Origin of the sequence: Actinoplanes sp. CA-030573 (assembly GCF_050951115.1) — a bacterium.
Classification (GTDB): domain Bacteria; phylum Actinomycetota; class Actinomycetes; order Mycobacteriales; family Micromonosporaceae; genus Actinoplanes.
This window is the reverse complement of the sequence record NZ_CP192038.1, coordinates 5,060,224-5,078,231: the sequence shown is the minus strand read 5'-3', so window position 1 is coordinate 5,078,231 and position 18,008 is coordinate 5,060,224. Positions and strand designations below refer to the sequence as shown.

17 protein-coding genes are annotated in these 18,008 nt (G+C 73.4%); 11 read left to right on the top strand and 6 right to left on the bottom strand.

The annotated features are described in order from the left end of the window. Window positions 1-8: 8 nt before the first annotated feature. On the bottom strand, window positions 9-746 hold the full coding sequence (locus ACQP2F_RS23525) for an SDR family NAD(P)-dependent oxidoreductase (RefSeq protein ID WP_433290684.1): 738 nt from the start codon (window positions 744-746) through the stop codon (window positions 9-11). A 98-nt stretch (window positions 747-844) separates the two neighbouring features. Further along, window positions 845-2,194, bottom strand: coding sequence for a dihydrolipoyl dehydrogenase family protein (locus ACQP2F_RS23520; protein WP_433290682.1), 1,350 nt, complete (start codon window positions 2,192-2,194; stop codon window positions 845-847). Window positions 2,195-2,251: 57 nt separating this feature from the next. On the opposite strand from ACQP2F_RS23520, the gene ACQP2F_RS23515 reads away from it, so the two are divergent. After that, window positions 2,252-2,782, top strand: a complete 531-nt coding sequence (locus tag ACQP2F_RS23515; RefSeq protein WP_433290680.1) for a GNAT family N-acetyltransferase — start codon at window positions 2,252-2,254, stop codon at window positions 2,780-2,782. 20 nt (window positions 2,783-2,802) lie between these two features. Here ACQP2F_RS23515 and ACQP2F_RS23510 read toward each other — a convergent pair whose 3' ends face one another. Beyond that, the gene (locus tag ACQP2F_RS23510) at window positions 2,803-3,687 is read right to left on the bottom strand and encodes a DMT family transporter (RefSeq protein ID WP_433290678.1); all 885 of its coding nucleotides are present in this window, start codon (window positions 3,685-3,687) and stop codon (window positions 2,803-2,805) included. A gap of 70 nt (window positions 3,688-3,757) precedes the next feature. Here ACQP2F_RS23510 and ACQP2F_RS23505 point away from each other — a divergent pair, with 70 nt between their 5' ends. Beyond that, window positions 3,758-4,663 carry a LysR family transcriptional regulator gene (locus tag ACQP2F_RS23505; RefSeq protein ID WP_433290676.1) on the top strand — a complete coding sequence of 302 codons (906 nt, stop codon included), beginning with the start codon at window positions 3,758-3,760 and terminating at the stop codon, window positions 4,661-4,663. Window positions 4,664-4,719: 56 nt separating this feature from the next. On the opposite strand, the gene ACQP2F_RS23500 is transcribed toward ACQP2F_RS23505, so the two are convergent. Together ACQP2F_RS23500 and ACQP2F_RS23495 are read right to left on the bottom strand one after the other, a co-directional pair. Continuing rightward, entirely contained in the window at window positions 4,720-5,568 is an 849-nt protein-coding gene (locus tag ACQP2F_RS23500; protein WP_433290674.1) for a DUF1028 domain-containing protein, read from the bottom strand. Window positions 5,569-5,804: 236 nt separating this feature from the next. After that, complete coding sequence (locus ACQP2F_RS23495; RefSeq protein WP_433290672.1) at window positions 5,805-7,319, bottom strand: polysaccharide biosynthesis protein; 1,515 nt, start codon at window positions 7,317-7,319, stop codon at window positions 5,805-5,807. A 137-nt stretch (window positions 7,320-7,456) separates the two neighbouring features. On the opposite strand from ACQP2F_RS23495, the gene ACQP2F_RS23490 reads away from it, so the two are divergent. Genes ACQP2F_RS23490 through ACQP2F_RS23450 form a run of 9 tightly spaced genes read left to right on the top strand, consistent with a single transcriptional unit; the run spans window position 7,457 to window position 17,379 of the window. Next, window positions 7,457-8,875: a polysaccharide biosynthesis tyrosine autokinase gene (locus ACQP2F_RS23490; protein WP_433290670.1), complete on the top strand. Its 1,419-nt coding sequence runs from the start codon at window positions 7,457-7,459 to the stop codon at window positions 8,873-8,875. After that, window positions 8,872-9,612, top strand: a complete 741-nt coding sequence (locus ACQP2F_RS23485) for a TylF/MycF/NovP-related O-methyltransferase (RefSeq protein WP_433290669.1) — start codon at window positions 8,872-8,874, stop codon at window positions 9,610-9,612. Before ACQP2F_RS23490 ends, ACQP2F_RS23485 begins: the two co-directional genes overlap by 4 nt. Next, window positions 9,609-10,412, top strand: a complete 804-nt coding sequence (locus ACQP2F_RS23480) for a transketolase (protein ID WP_433290667.1) — start codon at window positions 9,609-9,611, stop codon at window positions 10,410-10,412. Before ACQP2F_RS23485 ends, ACQP2F_RS23480 begins: the two co-directional genes overlap by 4 nt. After that, window positions 10,409-11,356: a transketolase family protein gene (locus ACQP2F_RS23475; protein WP_433290665.1), complete on the top strand. Its 948-nt coding sequence runs from the start codon at window positions 10,409-10,411 to the stop codon at window positions 11,354-11,356. Before ACQP2F_RS23480 ends, ACQP2F_RS23475 begins: the two co-directional genes overlap by 4 nt. Beyond that, window positions 11,331-12,440 (top strand): DegT/DnrJ/EryC1/StrS family aminotransferase, encoded by a 1,110-nt coding sequence (locus ACQP2F_RS23470; protein WP_433290663.1) that lies wholly within the window; start codon window positions 11,331-11,333, stop codon window positions 12,438-12,440. Before ACQP2F_RS23475 ends, ACQP2F_RS23470 begins: the two co-directional genes overlap by 26 nt. Then, window positions 12,437-13,435 (top strand): glycosyltransferase family 2 protein, encoded by a 999-nt coding sequence (locus ACQP2F_RS23465; protein WP_433290661.1) that lies wholly within the window; start codon window positions 12,437-12,439, stop codon window positions 13,433-13,435. Before ACQP2F_RS23470 ends, ACQP2F_RS23465 begins: the two co-directional genes overlap by 4 nt. After that, window positions 13,435-15,309 (top strand): GNAT family N-acetyltransferase, encoded by a 1,875-nt coding sequence (locus ACQP2F_RS23460; protein WP_433290659.1) that lies wholly within the window; start codon window positions 13,435-13,437, stop codon window positions 15,307-15,309. The genes ACQP2F_RS23465 and ACQP2F_RS23460 overlap by 1 nt, the downstream gene beginning before the upstream one ends. Window positions 15,310-15,329: 20 nt before the next feature. Beyond that, window positions 15,330-15,995 carry a sugar transferase gene (locus ACQP2F_RS23455; protein ID WP_433290657.1) on the top strand — a complete coding sequence of 222 codons (666 nt, stop codon included), beginning with the start codon at window positions 15,330-15,332 and terminating at the stop codon, window positions 15,993-15,995. 4 nt (window positions 15,996-15,999) lie between these two features. Further along, window positions 16,000-17,379: a hypothetical protein gene (locus ACQP2F_RS23450; protein WP_433290655.1), complete on the top strand. Its 1,380-nt coding sequence runs from the start codon at window positions 16,000-16,002 to the stop codon at window positions 17,377-17,379. Here the strand turns inward: ACQP2F_RS23450 and ACQP2F_RS23445 are convergent. Then, entirely contained in the window at window positions 17,364-17,951 is a 588-nt protein-coding gene (locus ACQP2F_RS23445; RefSeq protein ID WP_433307589.1) for a LuxR C-terminal-related transcriptional regulator, read from the bottom strand. The genes ACQP2F_RS23450 and ACQP2F_RS23445 overlap by 16 nt on opposite strands. Window positions 17,952-18,008: the final 57 nt, after the last annotated feature.

The following is an 18,008-nucleotide window of genomic DNA, read 5'->3' as shown; positions in this document are numbered from 1 at the left end:
GCGCGCGGTCAGCGGAAGACCAGGCCGCCGCCGACCTCGATCACCTGGCCGGTGAGGGCGCCGGCGCCGTCGGAGATCAGCAGGCGGACGGTGGCGACCAGGTCCTCGGGGACCAGGGAGCGCGGGATCGCCTGGGTCGCCACCAGCGGGGCGTGCGCCTCGGCGTCGCGGCCGTGGGCCAGCTCGGCCTCGCCCTCGGTGCGGATCGCGCCCGGGGAGAGGGCGTTCACGGTGATGCCGGCCGGGCCGAGGGCGCGGGCCAGCGAGCGGGTGAGGCCGATCAGCGCGGCCTTGCTGGCGACGTAGGCCGGTCCGGACGGGCCGCCCATCCGGACCGTGGGTGAGACGACGTTGACGATGCGGCCCCAGCCACGCTCGGCCATGCCGGTGCTCAGGGCCTGGGCCAGCAGCATGGGCGCGGTGACGTTGACGGCGAAAGTCGCCTGCCAGTCCTCGAGCGCGAGGACGCCGAAGTCGGCGTTCGAGGCACGGGCGGCGTTGTTGATCAGCACGTCGACCGGGCCGGCCCGGTCGGCCAGCGCGCGGATCGCGGCCGGGTCGGACAGGTCGGCCTCGAGCATCTCGGCCTGGGCGCCCAGGTCGCGGCACAGGGCGGCAACCTTCTCGGCCTCGTCGAGCGTCTGGAGGTGGTGCAGCAACAGCGTGTTGCCGGGGCGGGCCAGGCCGACGGCGACGGCCGCCCCGATGCCCCGCCGGGCGCCGGTGATCAAGATGCGCTGACCCATGCGATCACCCTATGCCGACATCGGCGCCCGCCTCGTCATACCGGCGGCTGGTTTGCCCCGGCCCGGACCGCCCCGGGCGGTCACGGCCAGGGCGCGGGTCAGAGGCCGAGCTCGTTGAACAGGTACAGCCAGACCTCGCTGCGGGTCGGGAACGACGGAATGGCGTGCCGCAGCCGGCGCAGCGGTACCTCGCCGACGATCGCGATGGTGGCGGCCTGCAGGAAGTCGGCCACCTCGGCGCCGGTGAAGGTGACGCCGACCAGCACGTCGCGGTCCTCGTCGACGACGAACCGGCAGGTGCCGGCGCCCCCGCCGGTGAAGGCGCCGCCCGCGTTGGCCTCGGTGCCGACGTCGATGACGCGTACGCGCAAGCCCGCCTTCTCCGCCCCGGCCGCCGTGTAGCCGACCGCCGCCACCTCGGGGTGGGTGAAGATGACGCGCGGCGAGCGCGGGCCGTCGGCCAGGTGCTCCACGACCATGTCGCGGCCCTGGATGTGCTCGGCGGCGATCGCGGCCTGGTACTTGGCCATGTGGGTGTAGAGCGCGCGGCCGTTCAGGTCACCGATCACGTAGAGCCAGTCCTTGCCCGGCACCCGCATGTGGTCGTCGACCTCGAGGTAGCCGTCGGCGTCCAGGCCCAGATCCTTCGACTGCGGCGTGCGCCCGGCCGCGACCAGCAGCTGGTCGGCGGTGGCGGTGCTGCCGTCCTTCAGGGTCACCGTCACCTGGTCGCCGGCCCGCTCGACCTTGACCGCGGACTGCCCGGTACGGATGTCGACGCCCTGCTCCCGCAGCGACTCGGTGACCTGCACGCAGGCGAACTCCTCCTCGCGCGACAGCAGCCGGTGCTCGCCCTCGACCAGCGTGACGCGGCAGCCGAGCGACGCGTACGCCTGGGTCATCTCCGCGCCCACCACCCCGCCACCGATCACGATCAGCGACGCGGGGATCGTCTCGGCCGTGGTCGCCTCCCGGTTGGTCCACGGCTTGGCGTCGCGCAGGCCCTCGATGTCGGGGATCGTCGCCACCGTGCCGCCGGCCAGGATCACGGCCTTGCGGGCCTCGAGGATCTCGCCGCCGACCTCCACCCTGCGGTCGCCGGCGATCCGGCCCCAGCCGCGTACCAGGTGGACGCCGCGCTCCTCCAGCCAGGGCAGCTGCCCGGCGTCGTCGAGGTGCCCGATGTTGTCGTCGCGGGTGGCCAGCACCGCGGCCACGTCCAGCGGCCCGGTGACCGCCTCCCGCACGCCGGGCACCCGTCGCGCCTCGGCCAGCAGCTCACCCGGGCGCAGCAGCGACTTCGACGGGATGCACGCATAGTACGAGCACTCACCGCCGACCTTGTCGGCCTCCACGATCGCCACCGACAGCCCGGCCTGGGCCAGCCGCCCGGCGGCGACCTCGCCGCCGGGCCCGGCCCCGACGACCACCACATCAAAAGTCTGCATACCTTGCATGATCCTCCACCGGAGTGCGGGGCGGCGAGGCCCGGGTACGGTCGGGCGATGCCCGAGCTCCGGCTGCTGCACGCCGACCACGCCCCGGCGGTCCTGGCCTTCGAGGTGGCCAACCGCGCCTACTTCGCCGCCTCGGTGTCCGACCGCGGCGACGACTACTTCGACCGGTTCGCCGGCCACTACCGCGCCCTGCTGGCCGAGCAGGAGGCCGGCACGTGCGCCTTCTACGTGCTCGTCGGCGACGACGGCTCGGTGCTCGGGCGGTTCAACCTGTACGACCTGTCGGACGGCACGGCCGTGCTCGGCTATCGCGTCGCACAGCGGGTCGCGGGCCGGGGCGTGGCGACCACGACGGTCCGCGAGCTGTGCCGGCCGGCGGCGGCCGAGCACGGGCTGCGGACCTTGCGCGCGGCCGCGGCCGACGAGAATGTGGCGTCCACACGGGTTCTGGTCAAGGCCGGGTTCGTCCCGGTCGGCCCGGCCGAGCCCGGGGGCAAGCCGGGCACCTGGTACCGGCGCGACCTCCAGGATCTGTCCGCGGATCACGCGGGGCTGCGGCGAGGCCCAGGGGGCGCCTGACGGCGTCCGCGGGACAGCCTCTAGCCGACCGGGACCGGCTCGGCGGCCACCGGGGCCGGCGCCGGGCGGGTCGAGAGCCAGCAGCCGGCGACGACCAGGGCGAAGCCGGCGACCGTGCTCCCGCTCAGCGGCTCGCTCAGCAGCAGCACGCCGAGCAGCACGGCCACGACCGGGTTCACGTACGTGACCAGGCCCGCCCGGTTCGAGCCGGCCAGCGCGATCAGACGGTAGAAGGCCAGCAGCGCGACCGCTGTGCAGAAGACGCCGAGGGCGGCCAGCGCGGCCCAGGCGTTCGCGTGCACCGGCCCGCTCGGCCAGGTGAGGACGGCGAACGGGGCCAGCACCACGGCGGTGATCGCGGTGGTGCCGCCGGCCAGCGCCTCGGGCGGGATGTCGGCGGCGCGGCGCTGGACCAGCATGGTGGCCACGGCGTAGCTGACGGCGGCGAGCAGGACCATGCCGGCGCCGAGCAGGCCGAGCCGGTCGCCGGAGACGTCGAGGCCGACCAGGACGGCGACGCCGGCGAAACCGAGGACCAGACCGGTGGTACGGACCCGGGTGAGGGGCTCGGTGCGCGACATCAGCAGGGCGATCACGACCGGCTCGACGGCGATCAGCAGGCCGGTCAGGGAGGAGGTGATATGCACCTCGCCGTACGTGATGAGCAGGAACGGGCCGACGATGTGCACCACCGCGATCAGCGCCACCGTCCCCGCCCGCTCGCGCAGCACGCCGAGGCTCCCGCGGGCGGCGGCCACCGGCAGCAGCACCAGGGCGGCGATCAGCCCGCGCCCGGCGACGACGAAGACCGGCGAGAGGTCGTCGATGGCGATCTTGATCAGGAAGTACGGGATCCCCCACAGCACCGAGACGAGGAGGAACAACAGCCAGGCACGTCGATTCACCCCTCGACCCTCTCGTTCCGACGTGGTAAGCGGTAGTGGTGACTTGCTGATGCCGTATTAAGGTGGGCTGATGATCGACGTACGCCGTCTGGCCGTTCTCCGCGAGGTCGCCCGGCAGGGCAGCTTCAACCGGGCCGCGGCCGTCCTGCGGCTGACCCCCTCGGCCGTCTCGCAGCAGATCAGCGCGCTCGAGCGCGGTCTCGGCACGGCCGTGGTGCGGCGCAGCACCCGCGGCGTCGAGCTGACCGACGCCGGCCGGGTGCTGGCCGAGACCAGCGACGCGATCACCGACGAGCTGGCGAGCGCCGAGGAGGAGATCGCCCGGCTGGTCACCGCCCGCACCGAGCGGCTGACCGTCGCCACCTTCACCAGCGGCGGGCAGCGGCTGCTCCCGGCGGCGCTGATCCGGTTCTCGGCCGAGCACCCGGGCGTCGAGCTGACCGTGCTCGAGAACGAGCCCGAGGACGCCCTGCCCCTGGTCCGCTCGGGCGCGGCCGACCTGGCGCTGGCCTACCACTTCGACGGGCCCGCACCGCAGGCGAAGGGCCTGGTCTGGACGCCGCTGCTGGACGACCCGATGTGGATCGTGATGCCGGCCGGGCACCCGTTCGCCGGGCGCGAGTCGGTGGCGCTGCCCGAGCTGGCCGGCGAGCGCTGGGTGCACGGCTGCCTGGCGATCGTCGACATGCTCGACCACTACGCGGCGATGGCCGGCTTCGAGATCCGCACCGCGTGCCGGGGCACCGACTACGTCTTCGCCCAGTCGCTGGTGCGGGCGGGCGTCGGAGTCAGCATGATCCCGCAGGTGGCGCTGACCGCCGACCTGGGCGGGCTGGCCACCGTGCCGCTCGCGCCGCCGTGCCCCTGCCGGTACGTCGGCATCGTCACGGCGGCGCGCCGGCCCCGGCCCCTGGCCGCCGCCCTGGCCCGGGCCCTGCACGAGACGGTCGCCGGCCTGCCGCTGACGACCGCGTAGCCGCGCAGGGCGGCCGCGCGTATCGGTAAGCAGAGCAAAGCGCGGCCGCGCCGTCGCTACCGGCCGCGTAGCTGCGCGAGGACCAGCGGGTCGATCGCGCCGGGGATCAGGCGCTCCTCCAGGTTCTCGATGCCGGCCCAGTCGGCCAGGGCCACGTCGAGGTCGGCCTGGCCGTGGCCGGCCTTCTCCAGCAGTTCGCGCACCTCCTCGGCGACCGCGCCGGTCAGCGGCAGCAGCGTCGCCGGGTCGGGGCGCTCGAAGTACAGCGTGTGCAGGTCGAGCAGCCGGCCCAGCTCGGCGACCGGGTCGGCGTGGTCGTCCACGCGCAGATCCACCCAGACGTCGCTGGTCCCGCCGTACCCCATGCCCTTGGCCACCACGTAGAGCGCCGCGCTCTGCCGGCCCCGCCGGTCGCCGCCGGCCAGGTCGCCCGCCCGCAGCGCCGCGAGCAAGCGGTGGGCGAGGCGATCGTCGGCGGCCGAGCCCGGCGCGGACGAGGACGCCCGCCACGCCACCTCCATCGCCTCCACGACCTGCGGCCCGGCCAGCATGTTGCCCTGGATCGCGAAGCCGTCGCCGGCCGTGCCGCCCGCCCACGGGACGCACTCGGCGCCGGTGAACGTGGCGCCGTCACCGGCGGCACCGACCACGCCGACCTGGCGCAGCGCGACCGGGCCGTCGTCGGCGGCGATCAGGGCCCGCACCGCCCCGGCCGCGGTCACCCCGGTGCTCAGCAGCGAAAGGGCCTGCGGCCGGTACGCGAGATTGGCGTACGACTGGGTGGCGACGGCCCCCACCTCGGCCGACGCGGCGGGAACGGCCGCACCCACCCCGAGGAACCTGCTGGCGACGGCGACGCCGTGGGCCCGCCCGTCGGCGGACCGGGCGACGATCGAAAAAGTCATGGGCGCATTCTGTAACACGACGGGAGCACACTGACCGGCATATGCTCCGCCCTGGGGGCCCGGCCCGAAGACCTCATCTCCTCCTCGCCGCCGCGCCGCCGCCCTCGGCGTGGCCGCCCGGAGCTGCGGGCGGGTTCCGGTGGTTGCCGCGACCGGTTCCCGCCCGCAGCGCCCGTCTACGCCGCCGGGCGTCCGTCTACGCCGCCGGGCGTCCGTCTACGCCGCCGGGCGTCCGTCTACGCCGCCGGGCGCCGGGCATCGGCGGCCGGCGCGCAGAGGCCCGCCAGCTCGGCGGTGAGCCGCTCCGGGTCGCCGTCGGCCGGCAGGCCCCGGGCGAGCGCCGGGTCGAGCGGTGGCACCTCGACATGCGAGATCAGCGGGTGGTACGGACGGGAGTCCGTCTCGCCCGCGCCGAAGAGCACCTCGCTGAGCTTCTCCCCCGGCCGCAGCCCGGTGTACTCGATCTCCACCGGGCGCGGCGCGAGGGCGACCATCTGCCGCGCCACCTCGGCGATCCGCACCGGCTCGCCCATCTCCAGCACGAGCGCCTCGCCGTCGCGGCCGATCGCCGCGGCCTGGATCACCAGGTGCACCGCCTCCTGGATGGTCATGAAGTAGCGGGTGACGTCGGGATGGGTCACGGTCACCGGTCCCCCGTCGGCGATCTGCGCGCTGAACGTGGTGAAGACCGAACCGCGGCTGCCCAGGACGTTGCCGAAGCGGACGCTCAGGAAGGTGCCAGGGCTGTGCCGGGCCACGTACGCGGTCAGCCGTTCGGTGATCCGCTTGGAGTAGCCGAGGACGCTGACCGGGTCGGCCGCCTTGTCGGTGGAGATGTTGACGAAGCGCTCCACGCCGGTCGCCGCCGCCGCGTCGAGGACCGCGAGCGTACCGCGGATGTTGGTCTTGACCGCCTCGCCCGGATAGCGCTCGAGCAGCGGCAGGTGCTTGAGCGCCGCCGCGTGGAAGACCACCTGCGGCCGGCGGGTCCGGAAGATGTCGCGGACCCGGGCCACGTCCCGCAGCGAGGCCAGCAGCAGCGACGGATCGCTCAGCGGCGCCTGCGGGTCGATCGACAGCTGCACCGCCTGCAGCGCGGTCTCGTCCCGGTCGAGCATCATCAGCTCGGCCGGCGCGAACCGGTGGATCTGCCGGCACAGCTCCGACCCGATCGAGCCGCCGGCCCCGGTGACCAGCACGCGCTTGCCGGTCAGGTAGCCGGCGATGGCGCCGAGGTCGGTGTCGATCTGGTGCCGGCCGAGCAGGTCGGCGACGTCGGCCTCGCGCAGGTCGCGCACGCCGAGCTCGTGGTCCATCAGCTCGCTCACCGACGGCACCACCAGGAACCCGGCGCCGGCCGCGGTGGCCAGGTCGCGGATCTCCCGCACGAGGGCGGCCTCGGCGTTGGCGACGGCGAACACCACGGTGGCCGCGCCGGTGCGGTCCACCTGCGCGGCAATGTCGTGACGGTTCCCCAGCACGGGTACGCCCGAGAACCGCATCCGTCGTTTGCGCGGATCGTCGTCGATCACCCCGACCGGCACATACCGGCCGCCGGGGTCGTCGCGCATCGACCGCAGCAGGTTGCGTCCCGCGGCGCCGGCCCCGAACAGCAGCACCGGGGTGACCTCGCGCTCGCCGGGCCGGGCCCGCACCTTCGGGCGCAGCCGCCATCGCAGCCGCGACGCGAGCCCGGCCACCCACGCCGTCGCGTCGGCGGAATGCGGGAGATATCTGTTCCCCTTCGACACGGGCGCACCTCCCGGCTCATTCGCAACATACGGGTCGTCGCTGCCGTTTTCTCAGCCTAAACGAACTTCGGGATATCGCTCCGCCTTCGGCGCCCCGCCGCCTAGTTTGAGGGCAAGCGCGGCGTCGGGAGGTGAGCGTGGAGCTACGTGACTACCTCCGGGTGGCGGGGAGGCAGTGGTGGGTGATGGCCGCCGCGGTGCTGGCCGCGCTCGCGATCACGCAGGTCATCAACCGCCGGACGCCGCCCGAGTACGCGGCGACGGCCACGTTCTTCCTCTCCACGACCGGCAAGGACGGCTCCTCGGCGCTCGAGGGGTCGATGTTCGTGGCGGGGCGGCTCAAGACGTACACCGAACTGCTGACCGGCGACAGATTCGCCCGGGAATTGGCGTCGGAAACGAATACCGGAATGACCGCGGAGCAAATAAAGAAGTCCATCACGGTGACCACCGCGGGCGACAGCGTATTGCTGACCGTAACGGTGACCAATGGAATTCCGGCCCGCGCGCAGGCGATCGCCCAGGCGGTGATCCCGCGGTTCCCCGCGCTGGTGGAGCAGCTCGAGGCGCGGCCCGCGCCGAGCGGCCCGGCGGCGGTGGTCACCCCGGTCGAGCCGGCCGCCCGCCTCAACCCCCACCCGGTCGCGCCGCGGCCCCTGCACAACGACGCGCTCGGCATGGCGGTGGGCCTGCTGATCGGCGCGGCGCTCGCCGTCGTCCGCGAGGTCTTCGACGACTCGGTGCGGACCGCCGCGGTCCTGCCCGAGATGACCGGCGCGCCGGTGCTGGCGCTGGTGCCGCGCGACCGCAAGGCCCGCCGCCGGTCCGGCCCGTTCATCTCCGACAGCCGCTCGCCGCGGGCCGAGGCGCTGCGCCAGCTGCGGACCAACCTGCAGTTCGCGTGCGGCGACCGCCCGCTGAAGATCCTGGCCGTGACCAGCCCGATGCCCGCCGAGGGGCGCTCGGCCACCGCGTGCGGGCTGGCGATCCTGTTCGCCGAGGCCGGCCAGAAGGTGCTGATCGTCGACGCCGAGCTGCGCCGGCCGCGGCTGGCCGCGTTCCTGGGCCGGGAGGGCTCGACCGGGCTGACCACGGTGCTGGTCGGCGGCGCCTCGCTCGACCAGGTGCTGCAGCCGTGGGGCACCGGCCTGTGGCTGCTGGCCAGCGGGCACCGGCCGCCGAACCCGAGCGAGCTGCTCGCCTCGCAGCGGATGGCCGACCTCGTCGACGAGCTGCGCGACCGCTTCGACAAGGTCATCTTCGACACGCCGCCGCTGCTTCCGGTGACCGACGGCGCCGTGGTGGCGGCCCGCGCCGACGGCGCGCTGCTGCTGGTGCGCTCCCGAAGGACCACCGCCGGGCAGGTGGCGGCGGCGATGCGGGCGCTGCGCGCGGTCGACGCCCGGGTGCTCGGCTGCGTGTTCAACATGGTCGCCGCCCCGCGCCGCCGGCTCGGCCTGCCGACCAGCGCCGACACCTTCGGGCCGCCGTTGCCGCCGGCACCGCGGCCGGGCGGCTGGAGCTCGGTCGCCCTCGCCCTGAGCGGTGCCTCGTGACCACGCCGGGCGCCTTGCAGACGGCGACCGAGCGGCAGGTGCCGGGCGCGATCGCCGAGGTCTTCGCGATGAGCCGCGACGACCTGCCGACCAGGCTCGCCAACGCCGCCCGCTACCTGCGCCGGGCCCAGGTCACCCGGTTCGCGGCCCTCTACGAGCTGTTCAAGCTGGCCCTGCCGGTCAAGGGTTCGCTGGTCGAGTGCGGCGTCTTCCGCGGGGCCAGCTTCATGACCTTCGCCCAGCTCAGCGCCGCACTGGAACCGACGAACCTGACCCGGCGGCTGTACGGCTTCGACTCGTTCGGCGGCTTCCCGGCGGTGACCGGGCACGACCGTCCGGCGAAGACCGGCGCGTCCGTCGGCGGGCTCGCCGCCGACAGCTACGACGAGCTGACCCGGCTGCTGGAGATCTACGACACCGACCGGTTCCTCGGCCACCTGCCCAAGGCGACGCTGGTCCGCGGCGACGTCTGCCAGACCGTCCCGCAGTTCGTCGCCGACAACCCGCACCTGGTGGTCAGCCTGCTGTTCCTCGACCTCGACCTGTACGAGCCGACGGCCACCGCGCTGCGTCACTTCCTGCCGCGCATGCCCAAGGGCGCGGTGCTGGCCTTCGACGAGCTGGACAACCCGCTCTGGCCGGGCGAGACGTCGGCGCTGCTCGACGAGGTCGGCATCGGCCGGCTGGAGCTGCGGCGGTTCGAGTTCGACCCGTACATCGGATATGCGGTGCTATGAGCGCGACCACCGCGCGGGCCGTCCGCGCGCACGTGCTCCGGATGACCAACTCCGGGCGCAGCTCGCACGTCGGCTCGGCGCTGTCCTGCGCCGACATCCTCGCCACGCTCTACGACCGCATCCTCGAGGTCGACCCGCAGCACCCGGACCGGGCCGACCGGGACCGGTTCATCATGAGCAAGGGGCACGCCGGCGCCGCCCTCTACGCGACGCTGGCCGAGCGGGGCTTCTTCGACACCGCGCTGCTGACCCAGCACTACCGCAACGGCTCCTTCCTCTCCGGGCACGTCAGCCACGTCGGCATCCCCGGCGTCGAGCTCTCCACCGGCTCGCTCGGGCACGGGCTGCCGGTGGGGGCCGGCCTGGCCTGGCGGGCCCGGCAGACCGGGCAGGCCTGGCGCACCTTCGTGCTGCTCGGTGACGGCGAGTGCGACGAGGGCAGCGTGTGGGAGGCGGCCATGTTCGCCGCCCACCACCGGCTGTCCAACCTGGTGGCGATCGTCGACTACAACAAGCTCCAGTCGCTGACGACGACCGAGGAGACGCTCGCGCTGGAGCCGTTCGCCGGCAAGTGGACGGCGTTCGGCTGGCAGGTGACCGAGGTGGACGGGCACGACCACGAGCAGCTGGCGCGGGCGCTGGACGTGCCGCGCGGCGCCGGGCCGGACCGGCCGCGGTGCCTGCTCGCGCACACGGTCAAGGGCAAGGGCGTGTCCTTCATGGAGAACCAGGTGGCCTGGCACTACCGGCCGCCGACCGACGAGGAGCTGGCGGGAGCGCTGGCCGAGGTGACGTCGTGAGGGCCCGGTTCTTCGCCGACCTGGCCGAGGCCGCGGCCGGCAACCCGGACGTCGTGCTGATCACGGCCGACATCGGGTTCGGCGCGGTCGAGGAGTTCATGACCCGCTGCCCGGGCCAGTTCGTCAACGCCGGGGTGGCCGAGCAGAACATGACCGGGCTGGCGGCCGGGATGGCGCTGGCCGGGGCGCGGGTGTTCACGTACTCGATCGCGAACTTTCCCACGTTGCGCTGCCTCGAGCAGATCCGCAACGACGTCGCGTACCACCACGCGGATGTCGTCGTCGTGGCGGTGGGTGGCGGTCTCGCGTACGGCGCCCTCGGGATGTCCCACCACGCCACCGAGGACCTCGCCATCATGCGCTCGATCCCGGGACTCGCGGTGGCGGCGCCCGGCGACGCGGTCGAGACGTCGGCCGTGATGGAGGACCTGCTGACCAACGGCGGGCCCGCCTACCTGCGGCTGGGCAAGGCCGGCGAACCCGATGTGCATCCGCTTGCGCTGCGTCTCGCGCGGGGTGAGTCGGTCGGCCTGCGTACGGGCGGGGACGTCGCGATCTTCTCCACCGGCGCGATCCTGGCCAACGTCGTGCAGGCCGCCGAGCTGCTCGGCTACGCCGGCGTGCACGCCGACGTCCGCTCGTTCCCGTGGCTCGACCCGCTCGACGTCATGGCCGTGCACGACGCCGCGCACCGCTACCGCACGATCGTCACGGTCGAGGAGCACTCGATCACCGGCGGCCTGGGCAGCGCCGTCGCCGAGATCCTGGCCGAGACGCCGGGGTCGGCCTCGCTCATCCGGATCGGGCTGCCCGCCCGCTTCTCCTCGCTCGTCGGCGACCAGGACCACCTGCGGGGCGCGCACGGCCTCGACCCGGCCGCGATCACCGCCCGCGTGCTCGAACAACTGGAGGTCAACCGTGGACTGGCGTGTCAGGTTCGTTGACTATCCCGAGCAGTGGCGCCGGCAGCGGGCCGGGCTGCTGCCGGTCATCGAGGAGACGATCGCCGCCGGCGACCTGATGCTCCGGCACCAGCTGCGCGACTTCGAGACGAACCTGGCCCGGTTCGTCGGCACGGCGCGCGGCGTCGGGGTCAGCAACTGCACCGACGGTCTGCGGCTGCTCGCCCACGCGCTGGACATCGGTCCCGGCGACGAGATCGTCAGCGTCGCGCACACGTTCGTGGCGACCATCTCGCCGTTCGTGCTGCGCGGGGCCAAGCCGGTGCTGGTCGACATCGGCGAGGACCATCTGATGGACACCGATCAGCTCGCGGACGCGGTGTCGAAGCGGACGAAGGTCATCATCCCGGTGCATCTCAACGGTCGTACGGTCGACATGGCCGCGGTTCTGAAGGTGGCCGAGTCGGTGGGCGCCGTCGTGGTCGAGGACGCCGCGCAGGCCCTCGGCGCGAGCTTCGCCGGGCGCAACGCGGGCACGTTCGGGCTGGCCAGCACCTATTCGTTCTACCCGGCGAAACTGCTGGGCGCGCTCGGCGACGCGGGCGCGGTGCTCACCAGCGACGGCGCGCTCGCCGACCGGCTGCACGCGCTGCGCGACCACGGCCGGGTGGCGCAGGCCGAGCTGGACGGCTGGGGCTACAACTGCCGGCTCGACAACCTGCAGGCGGCGATCCTGGACTGGCGACTGGGGCTGCTGCCCGAGTGGATCAAGCGGCGGCGCGAGCTGGCCCGGCTGTACACCTCGCTCCTGCACGACGTGCCCGATCTGTCGATCCCGGTCGGCCCGGACGCCGATCCCCGCCGCTACGACGTGTTCCAGAACTACCCGGTGACGACGGCGCGCCGCAGCGAGCTGGTCGCGCATCTGCGGGCGGACGGCATCGAGACGCTGATCTCGTGGCCGATCCCGCTGCACCGGCAGAAGGGGCTGGGCCTGGACCACCTGTCGCTGCCGCGGACCGAGCGCCTCTGCCGCGAGGTGGTCTCGCTGCCGCTGCACGTCGAGCTCACCGACGACCAGGTCGCGTACGTCGCGGCCAGCGTCCGCCGGTTCTTCGGCTCATGAGCCTCCCGTTCGTCAGCGTCGTCGTCCCGTGCTGGAACGAGGCGACGTTCATCGAGGCCTTCCTCGAGTCGGCGCTCGGGCAGACGTACCCGGCGGACCGGCTGGAGCTGCTGCTCGTCGACGGGATGAGCACCGATGGCACCCGCGACGTCGTCTCGTCGTTCGGCGACCGGCATCCGCGGCTACGGATGCTCGACAACCCGGGCCACAGCAAGCCGGTCGCGCTGAACAGGGGGATCCGGGCCTCGGTCGGCGACGTGATCGTGCGGCTCGACGTGCACGCGTCCTATCCGCCCGACTACATCGAGCGGTGCGTGGCCGGGCTGCGGGCGCATCCGGACGCGGACAACGTGGGCGGGGTGCGGCGGTCGGTGCCCCGCGACGACCGCCTGCTGTCGCGGGCGATCGCGCTGTCGACGACCGACACGTTCGGGGCCGGCAACTCGAGGTACCGGACCGGGTCGCGTACGCCGCAATGGGTCGACACCGTCTTCGGCGGCTGCTACCGGCGGCGGGTCTTCGACGACATCGGGTTGTTCGACGAGCACCTGACCCGGGCGCAGGACCGGGAGTTCAACAACCGGCTGCGGGAGGCGGGCGGGAAGATCCTGCTGCTGCCCGACATCGTCTGCGTGTACTACCCGCGTTCGGACTTCCCGGAGTTCTGCTCGTGGATGTTCGAGGCCGGGTACTGGCCGTTCGCGGCGTCGCGGTCGGTCGGCCGCTGGATCGGGTCGTGGCGCAACGTGGTGCCGCTCGCCTTCGTGCTGGCGGTGGCGGGCGGCGCGGTCCTGGCGCCGTTCTCCCGGCGGGCGCGGCGGGTCACGGGTGGGGTGCTCGGGGCGTACGGGACGCTGGCTCTTCTCTCCTCGGCGCGGCTCGCCCGCCGGCACCGTGACGCCCGGCTGATGGCCGCGCTGCCGCTGGTCTTCGTGACCACCCACGTCGTCTACGGCGCCGGCTCGGTGTGGGGCATCGTCGATCGGGCGCCGTGATGGAGACCTTCGACTACTACCGGGGGCGGGTGGCGCTCTACGCCATCCTGCGGGGGCTCGGCGCCGTGCCCGGGGACGAGATCATCGTGCCGGGTTACACGTGTGCCGCGGTCGTGGAGCCGCTGATCCGTCTCGGTCTCGTGCCCGTCTTCGTCGACATCGACCCGTTCACCTACGGACCGGACCCGGGCCGGGTTGCCGATGCCGTCACGTCGCGGACCCGGGCCATCATCGTGCAGCACACGTTCGGGAGCATCTCACCCGACTTGTCGGCTTTTATCGGGATGGGTTTGCCCGTGATCGAGGACTGCGCTCACGTCACCGGGCCGCACGAGGTGCGCGGCGTGGCGGCGTTCTTCTCGTACGAGTGGGGTAAGCCGATCGTCGCCGGGGTGGGCGGGACAGCCGTGGTCCGCGACCCCGCGCTCGCCTCGATCATGCGACGGCAATATGCGACATTTCGGACGCCACCGGTCTCTCGCGAGGCGATGATGTCGGCGCAGTACGCGGCGTTCTCGCTGGTCGACCGGACCGGGATGGTGTGGCGGCTGCGGTCGCTGTACCGGCGGCTCGCCGGGCTCGGGCTGGTCGTCGGATCGTATTCGGTCGACCCGTCGGCGAGCCCCGAGTACGCGTGGCGGATGACCCGGTCGGTCCGGCGACGGCTTCCGTCGCGTACCCGGACCGCCGCCCTCCTCGTCCCCCGCCGGGACGCGGTCGCCGAGCGGTACCGGGCCGGCCTCGAGCGGCTCTCGTTGCTGACGCCGCCGGCCGGGACCGGACCGCTGCTCCGGATGCCGGTGCCGGTCGCCGACAAGGCCGCGCTGGTCCGGATCGCCGCTCAGCAGCGGCTCGAGGTCGGCGAGTGGTTCGCCACGCCGGTGCACCCGCTGTCGGGCGAGGCGCTGCGGGCCGCCGGCTACACGCCCGGCTCCTGCCCCAACGGGGAGTGGGCGGCGGACCATCTGATCACTTTCCCGGTACGCGGAAACGTCCGTGACGCCGATGTCGACCGCGGCCTGCGGCTCGTCGGGGACGCCCTGGGCCGGCCGAGCGGGCTCCCCCGGATCCGGGTGCTGGGCGGGCCGTTCACCGAGTTCACCGACGAGCAGATCCGGGCCGTGGCCGAGATGCACGCCACCGAGGTGTCGCAGGGTTTCCTGTCGTCCCTGGGCGTCCCCGCGCTCGAGATGCTCTACCGCCACGTGGCCGCCAGCCGGCACGCCGCGCTGTACATCGCCCAGCGCGGCAACGAGCCGGTCGGCTACATCTGCGGCGCCCGCGACATGTCGGCCCTGCTCCGCGAGTTCGTCCTGCGCAAGTGGTGGGTGGCCGGCCCCGCGCTGGTCCCGAAGCTGCTGACCCGCCAGCGCCTGCGGCGCCTGGCCGAAACTTTGCGCTACGCCTCGCACGCCGGTTCCGCGCTGCCCGACGCCGAGATCATGAACTTCGTCGTCCAGCCCGACTGCCGTGGTCACGGCATCGCGCAGGCCCTGTTCACCGAACTGACGGGCTGGTTCGCCGCGCACGGGGAGACCGCGATCAAAATCGTCACCGGCGAGGAGCAACGCCGGGCGCAGGGCTTCTACGAGAAGATGGGCGCCACCTTCGAGGGCCGCACGTCCATCCACCACGGCGCCACCTCGCGCGTCTACCGGTACTCGCTCTCCTCGCCGCATCCCTCGTCCACGCCGCCGCCCGCGCTCCCTTCCTCGCCGCATCCCTCGTCCACGCCGCCGCCCGCGCTCCCTTCCTCGCCGCATCCCTCGTCCACGCGGCCGTCCGGGCTCCCTTCTTCTCCGCGGCTCCTCCCCTCGCTCTCGCCCTCCTCGCGCCCCTCGCCCTCGTCGCGCGAAACGGATAAATCCTCATAAGTTGGGGATAGGCTGACCGGGTGACCACGGGTTACGACCGCGCGAAACGGATCCTCGACGTGACGGTGGCCGCCGCCGTCCTGATGGCCGGGGCGCCCGTCGCCGCGTTCTGCGCGTGGCGGATCAAGCGGGAGGACGGCGGCCCGATCCTGTATCGCGGCGAGCGCGTGGGTCTCGGCGGCCGCCCGTTCAAGATGCTGAAGTTCCGCAGCATGGTCGTCGACGCCGCCCGCCTCGGCGGCCCGTCCACCGCCGACGACGACCCGAGGCTGACCCTGACCGGCCGGATGCTGCGCCGGTGGAAGCTCGACGAGCTGCCCCAGTTCCTCAACGTGCTGGGCGGGTCGATGAGCCTGGTCGGCCCGCGCCCCCAGGTGCCGTCGGACGTCGCCCGCTACACCGAGCGGGAACGCCGCCTCCTCGAGGTCAAGCCCGGCATCACCGACTGGGCGTCCATCGTCTTCCGCGACGAGGGCGGGATCCTGGCCGGTCACGGCGACCCCGATCTCGCGTACGACCTCCTGATCCGCCCCCGCAAGATCGAGCTGGGCCTGGCGTACGTCGCCGATCACCGCCTCCGCGTCGACCTGGAGATCCTGGTCCTCACCGTGCTGGCCGTGCTCGGTGTCCGCGGGGTCGACGAGTACCTGCTGCGGGTGCTGCCCACCGAGCCCGTGAACGCCTGATCGTGTGTCCCTGCGTGCCCTCGCCGCCGGCATTCCCGCCGTCGTCCGCCGCGACTACGTCGCCTCGACGGCCGCACACTGGCTGACGCTCGCCTCCGGCCTGCTGCTCTTCCACCTGGTCGCCCGCCGGGCCAGCGTGAACGGCTTCGCCTACTACCAGGTCGCCCGGGGCGTGGTCGCCACCGTCCAGCCGTTCGCCCTGCTCGGGCTGGTCCCCGCCCTGCACCGGTACCTCCCCCGCGCCGGCGACCGGGCCCGCATCCTGGCCCTGCAGGCATTCCTGGTCCAGGTCGTCGTCATGGACGTCCTCGGCCTGATCGGCCTGGTCCTGGCCGACGACGTCGGCCGCCTGCTCGGGATCCCCGGCGGCGTGAACGCGGCCCGGGCCGTGGTCGTCCTGGCCGCCGGGAACTGCCTGGTCGTGGTCACGATGGCCGGCCTGCGCGGCAACGGCCAGGTCCGCCTCTCCAACGCCGTGTCGCTGTCCGGCCTCGGCCTCCTCCCGCTGTTCGCCTTCGCCTGCACCACCCGCATCGACCTGTTCCTGGCCATCCAGGGCGCCGCCATGGCGTTCCTGGCCTTCGGCGGCATCGTCGCCGTCCGCCGCCACGCGCCGTCCCCACAGCGCCCGCCCGCAACGCCCGCGCGGCACCCGCCCGCTCCGCCCGCGGAGCACCCGCCCGCGCAGCACCCGCCCGCCCAGCACCCGCCCGCTCCGCCCGCACTGCGAACCCTGCTCCGCTTCGGCATCCGCCGCGCCCCCGGCGAGATCGCCCTGCCGGCCCTGTTCGCCTTCCCCACGTTCTTCGTGGCCGGCGCCGCCCCCGGCTCACCGGCCCCCGGCTTCATCGGCTTCGCCACGTCCGCGATAACCCTGATCTGCTCCGTCTTCGGCATGCTCACGCCGGTCCTGCTCCCGCGCCTCAGCGGCTATTTCCAATCGGCCCCGCTCCACCTACCGGGCCGGAGCGGAGGCCGGAGCCTCACCCGCGGCCTCAAGACCCTCCCCCTCGCCGCGGCCGCCCTCGCCGCCCTCGGCGTCCTCTTCTTCGCCGTGGTCGCCCCGCCGCTGGTCCACAACTTCCTCGGCAGCGAGTTCCACGACGCGATCGACGTCCTCCGCGCCGCCCTCCCCGCCGCGATCCCCCTGGCCGCCTTCTACGCCGCCCGCCCCACGCTCGACGCCCTCCAGGAGACTCCCGTCATCTCCCGCGTCCTCCTTCTCTGCCTGGGCGTGGAGATCGCCCTCACCTATGCCACCGCCGCCGTCGCCTCCCCGGCCGCCGCCGCCATCCTCGGCCTGACCGTCGCCGCCGTCCTCCTGGGCGCCCTCTCCTACGCCGCCCTCCTGCGGGCGATCCCCGCGCGTCAGCCTCGGAGGTAGGCCAGCACCGCTCTCACCCGCCGGTGGTCGTCGGCGTCGGGCGGCAGGTCGAGCTTGGTCAGCACGCTGCCGATGTGTTTGGCCACCGCGGCCTCGCTGACCACCATGCGACGAGCGATCGCCGTGTTGGACCGTCCTTCGGCCATCAGCGCCAGTACCTCCTTCTCCCGTGAGGTGAGCAACGTCAGAGGATCGCGCCGCCGCCCGATGAGCTGCCGCACGACCTCCTGGTCGACGACGGTCTGCCCCTCGGCCACCGCCACGAGGGCGTCGACGAAGTCCGTGACGTCACCGATACGGTCCTTGAGCAGGTAGCCGACGCCGGCCGACTTCCCCGAGTCGAGCAACTCGGCCGCGTAGGCGGGAGCCACGTACTGGCTGAGCACCAGCACCGGCAGCTGCGGGTCGGCGGCTCGCAGCTCGACAGCCGCCTGCAACCCCTCGTCGCTGAAGGTCGGCGGCATCCGCACGTCGGTCACCACGATCTGCGGGCGGTGCTCGATCACGGCCGCCTTCAACTCCCCGGCGTCACCGACAGCGGCTACCACCTCGTGCCCGAATCGTCGCAGCATGCCGGTCACGCCCTCGCGCACGATCAGCCCGTCCTCGGCGAGCACGACTCTCAGCCC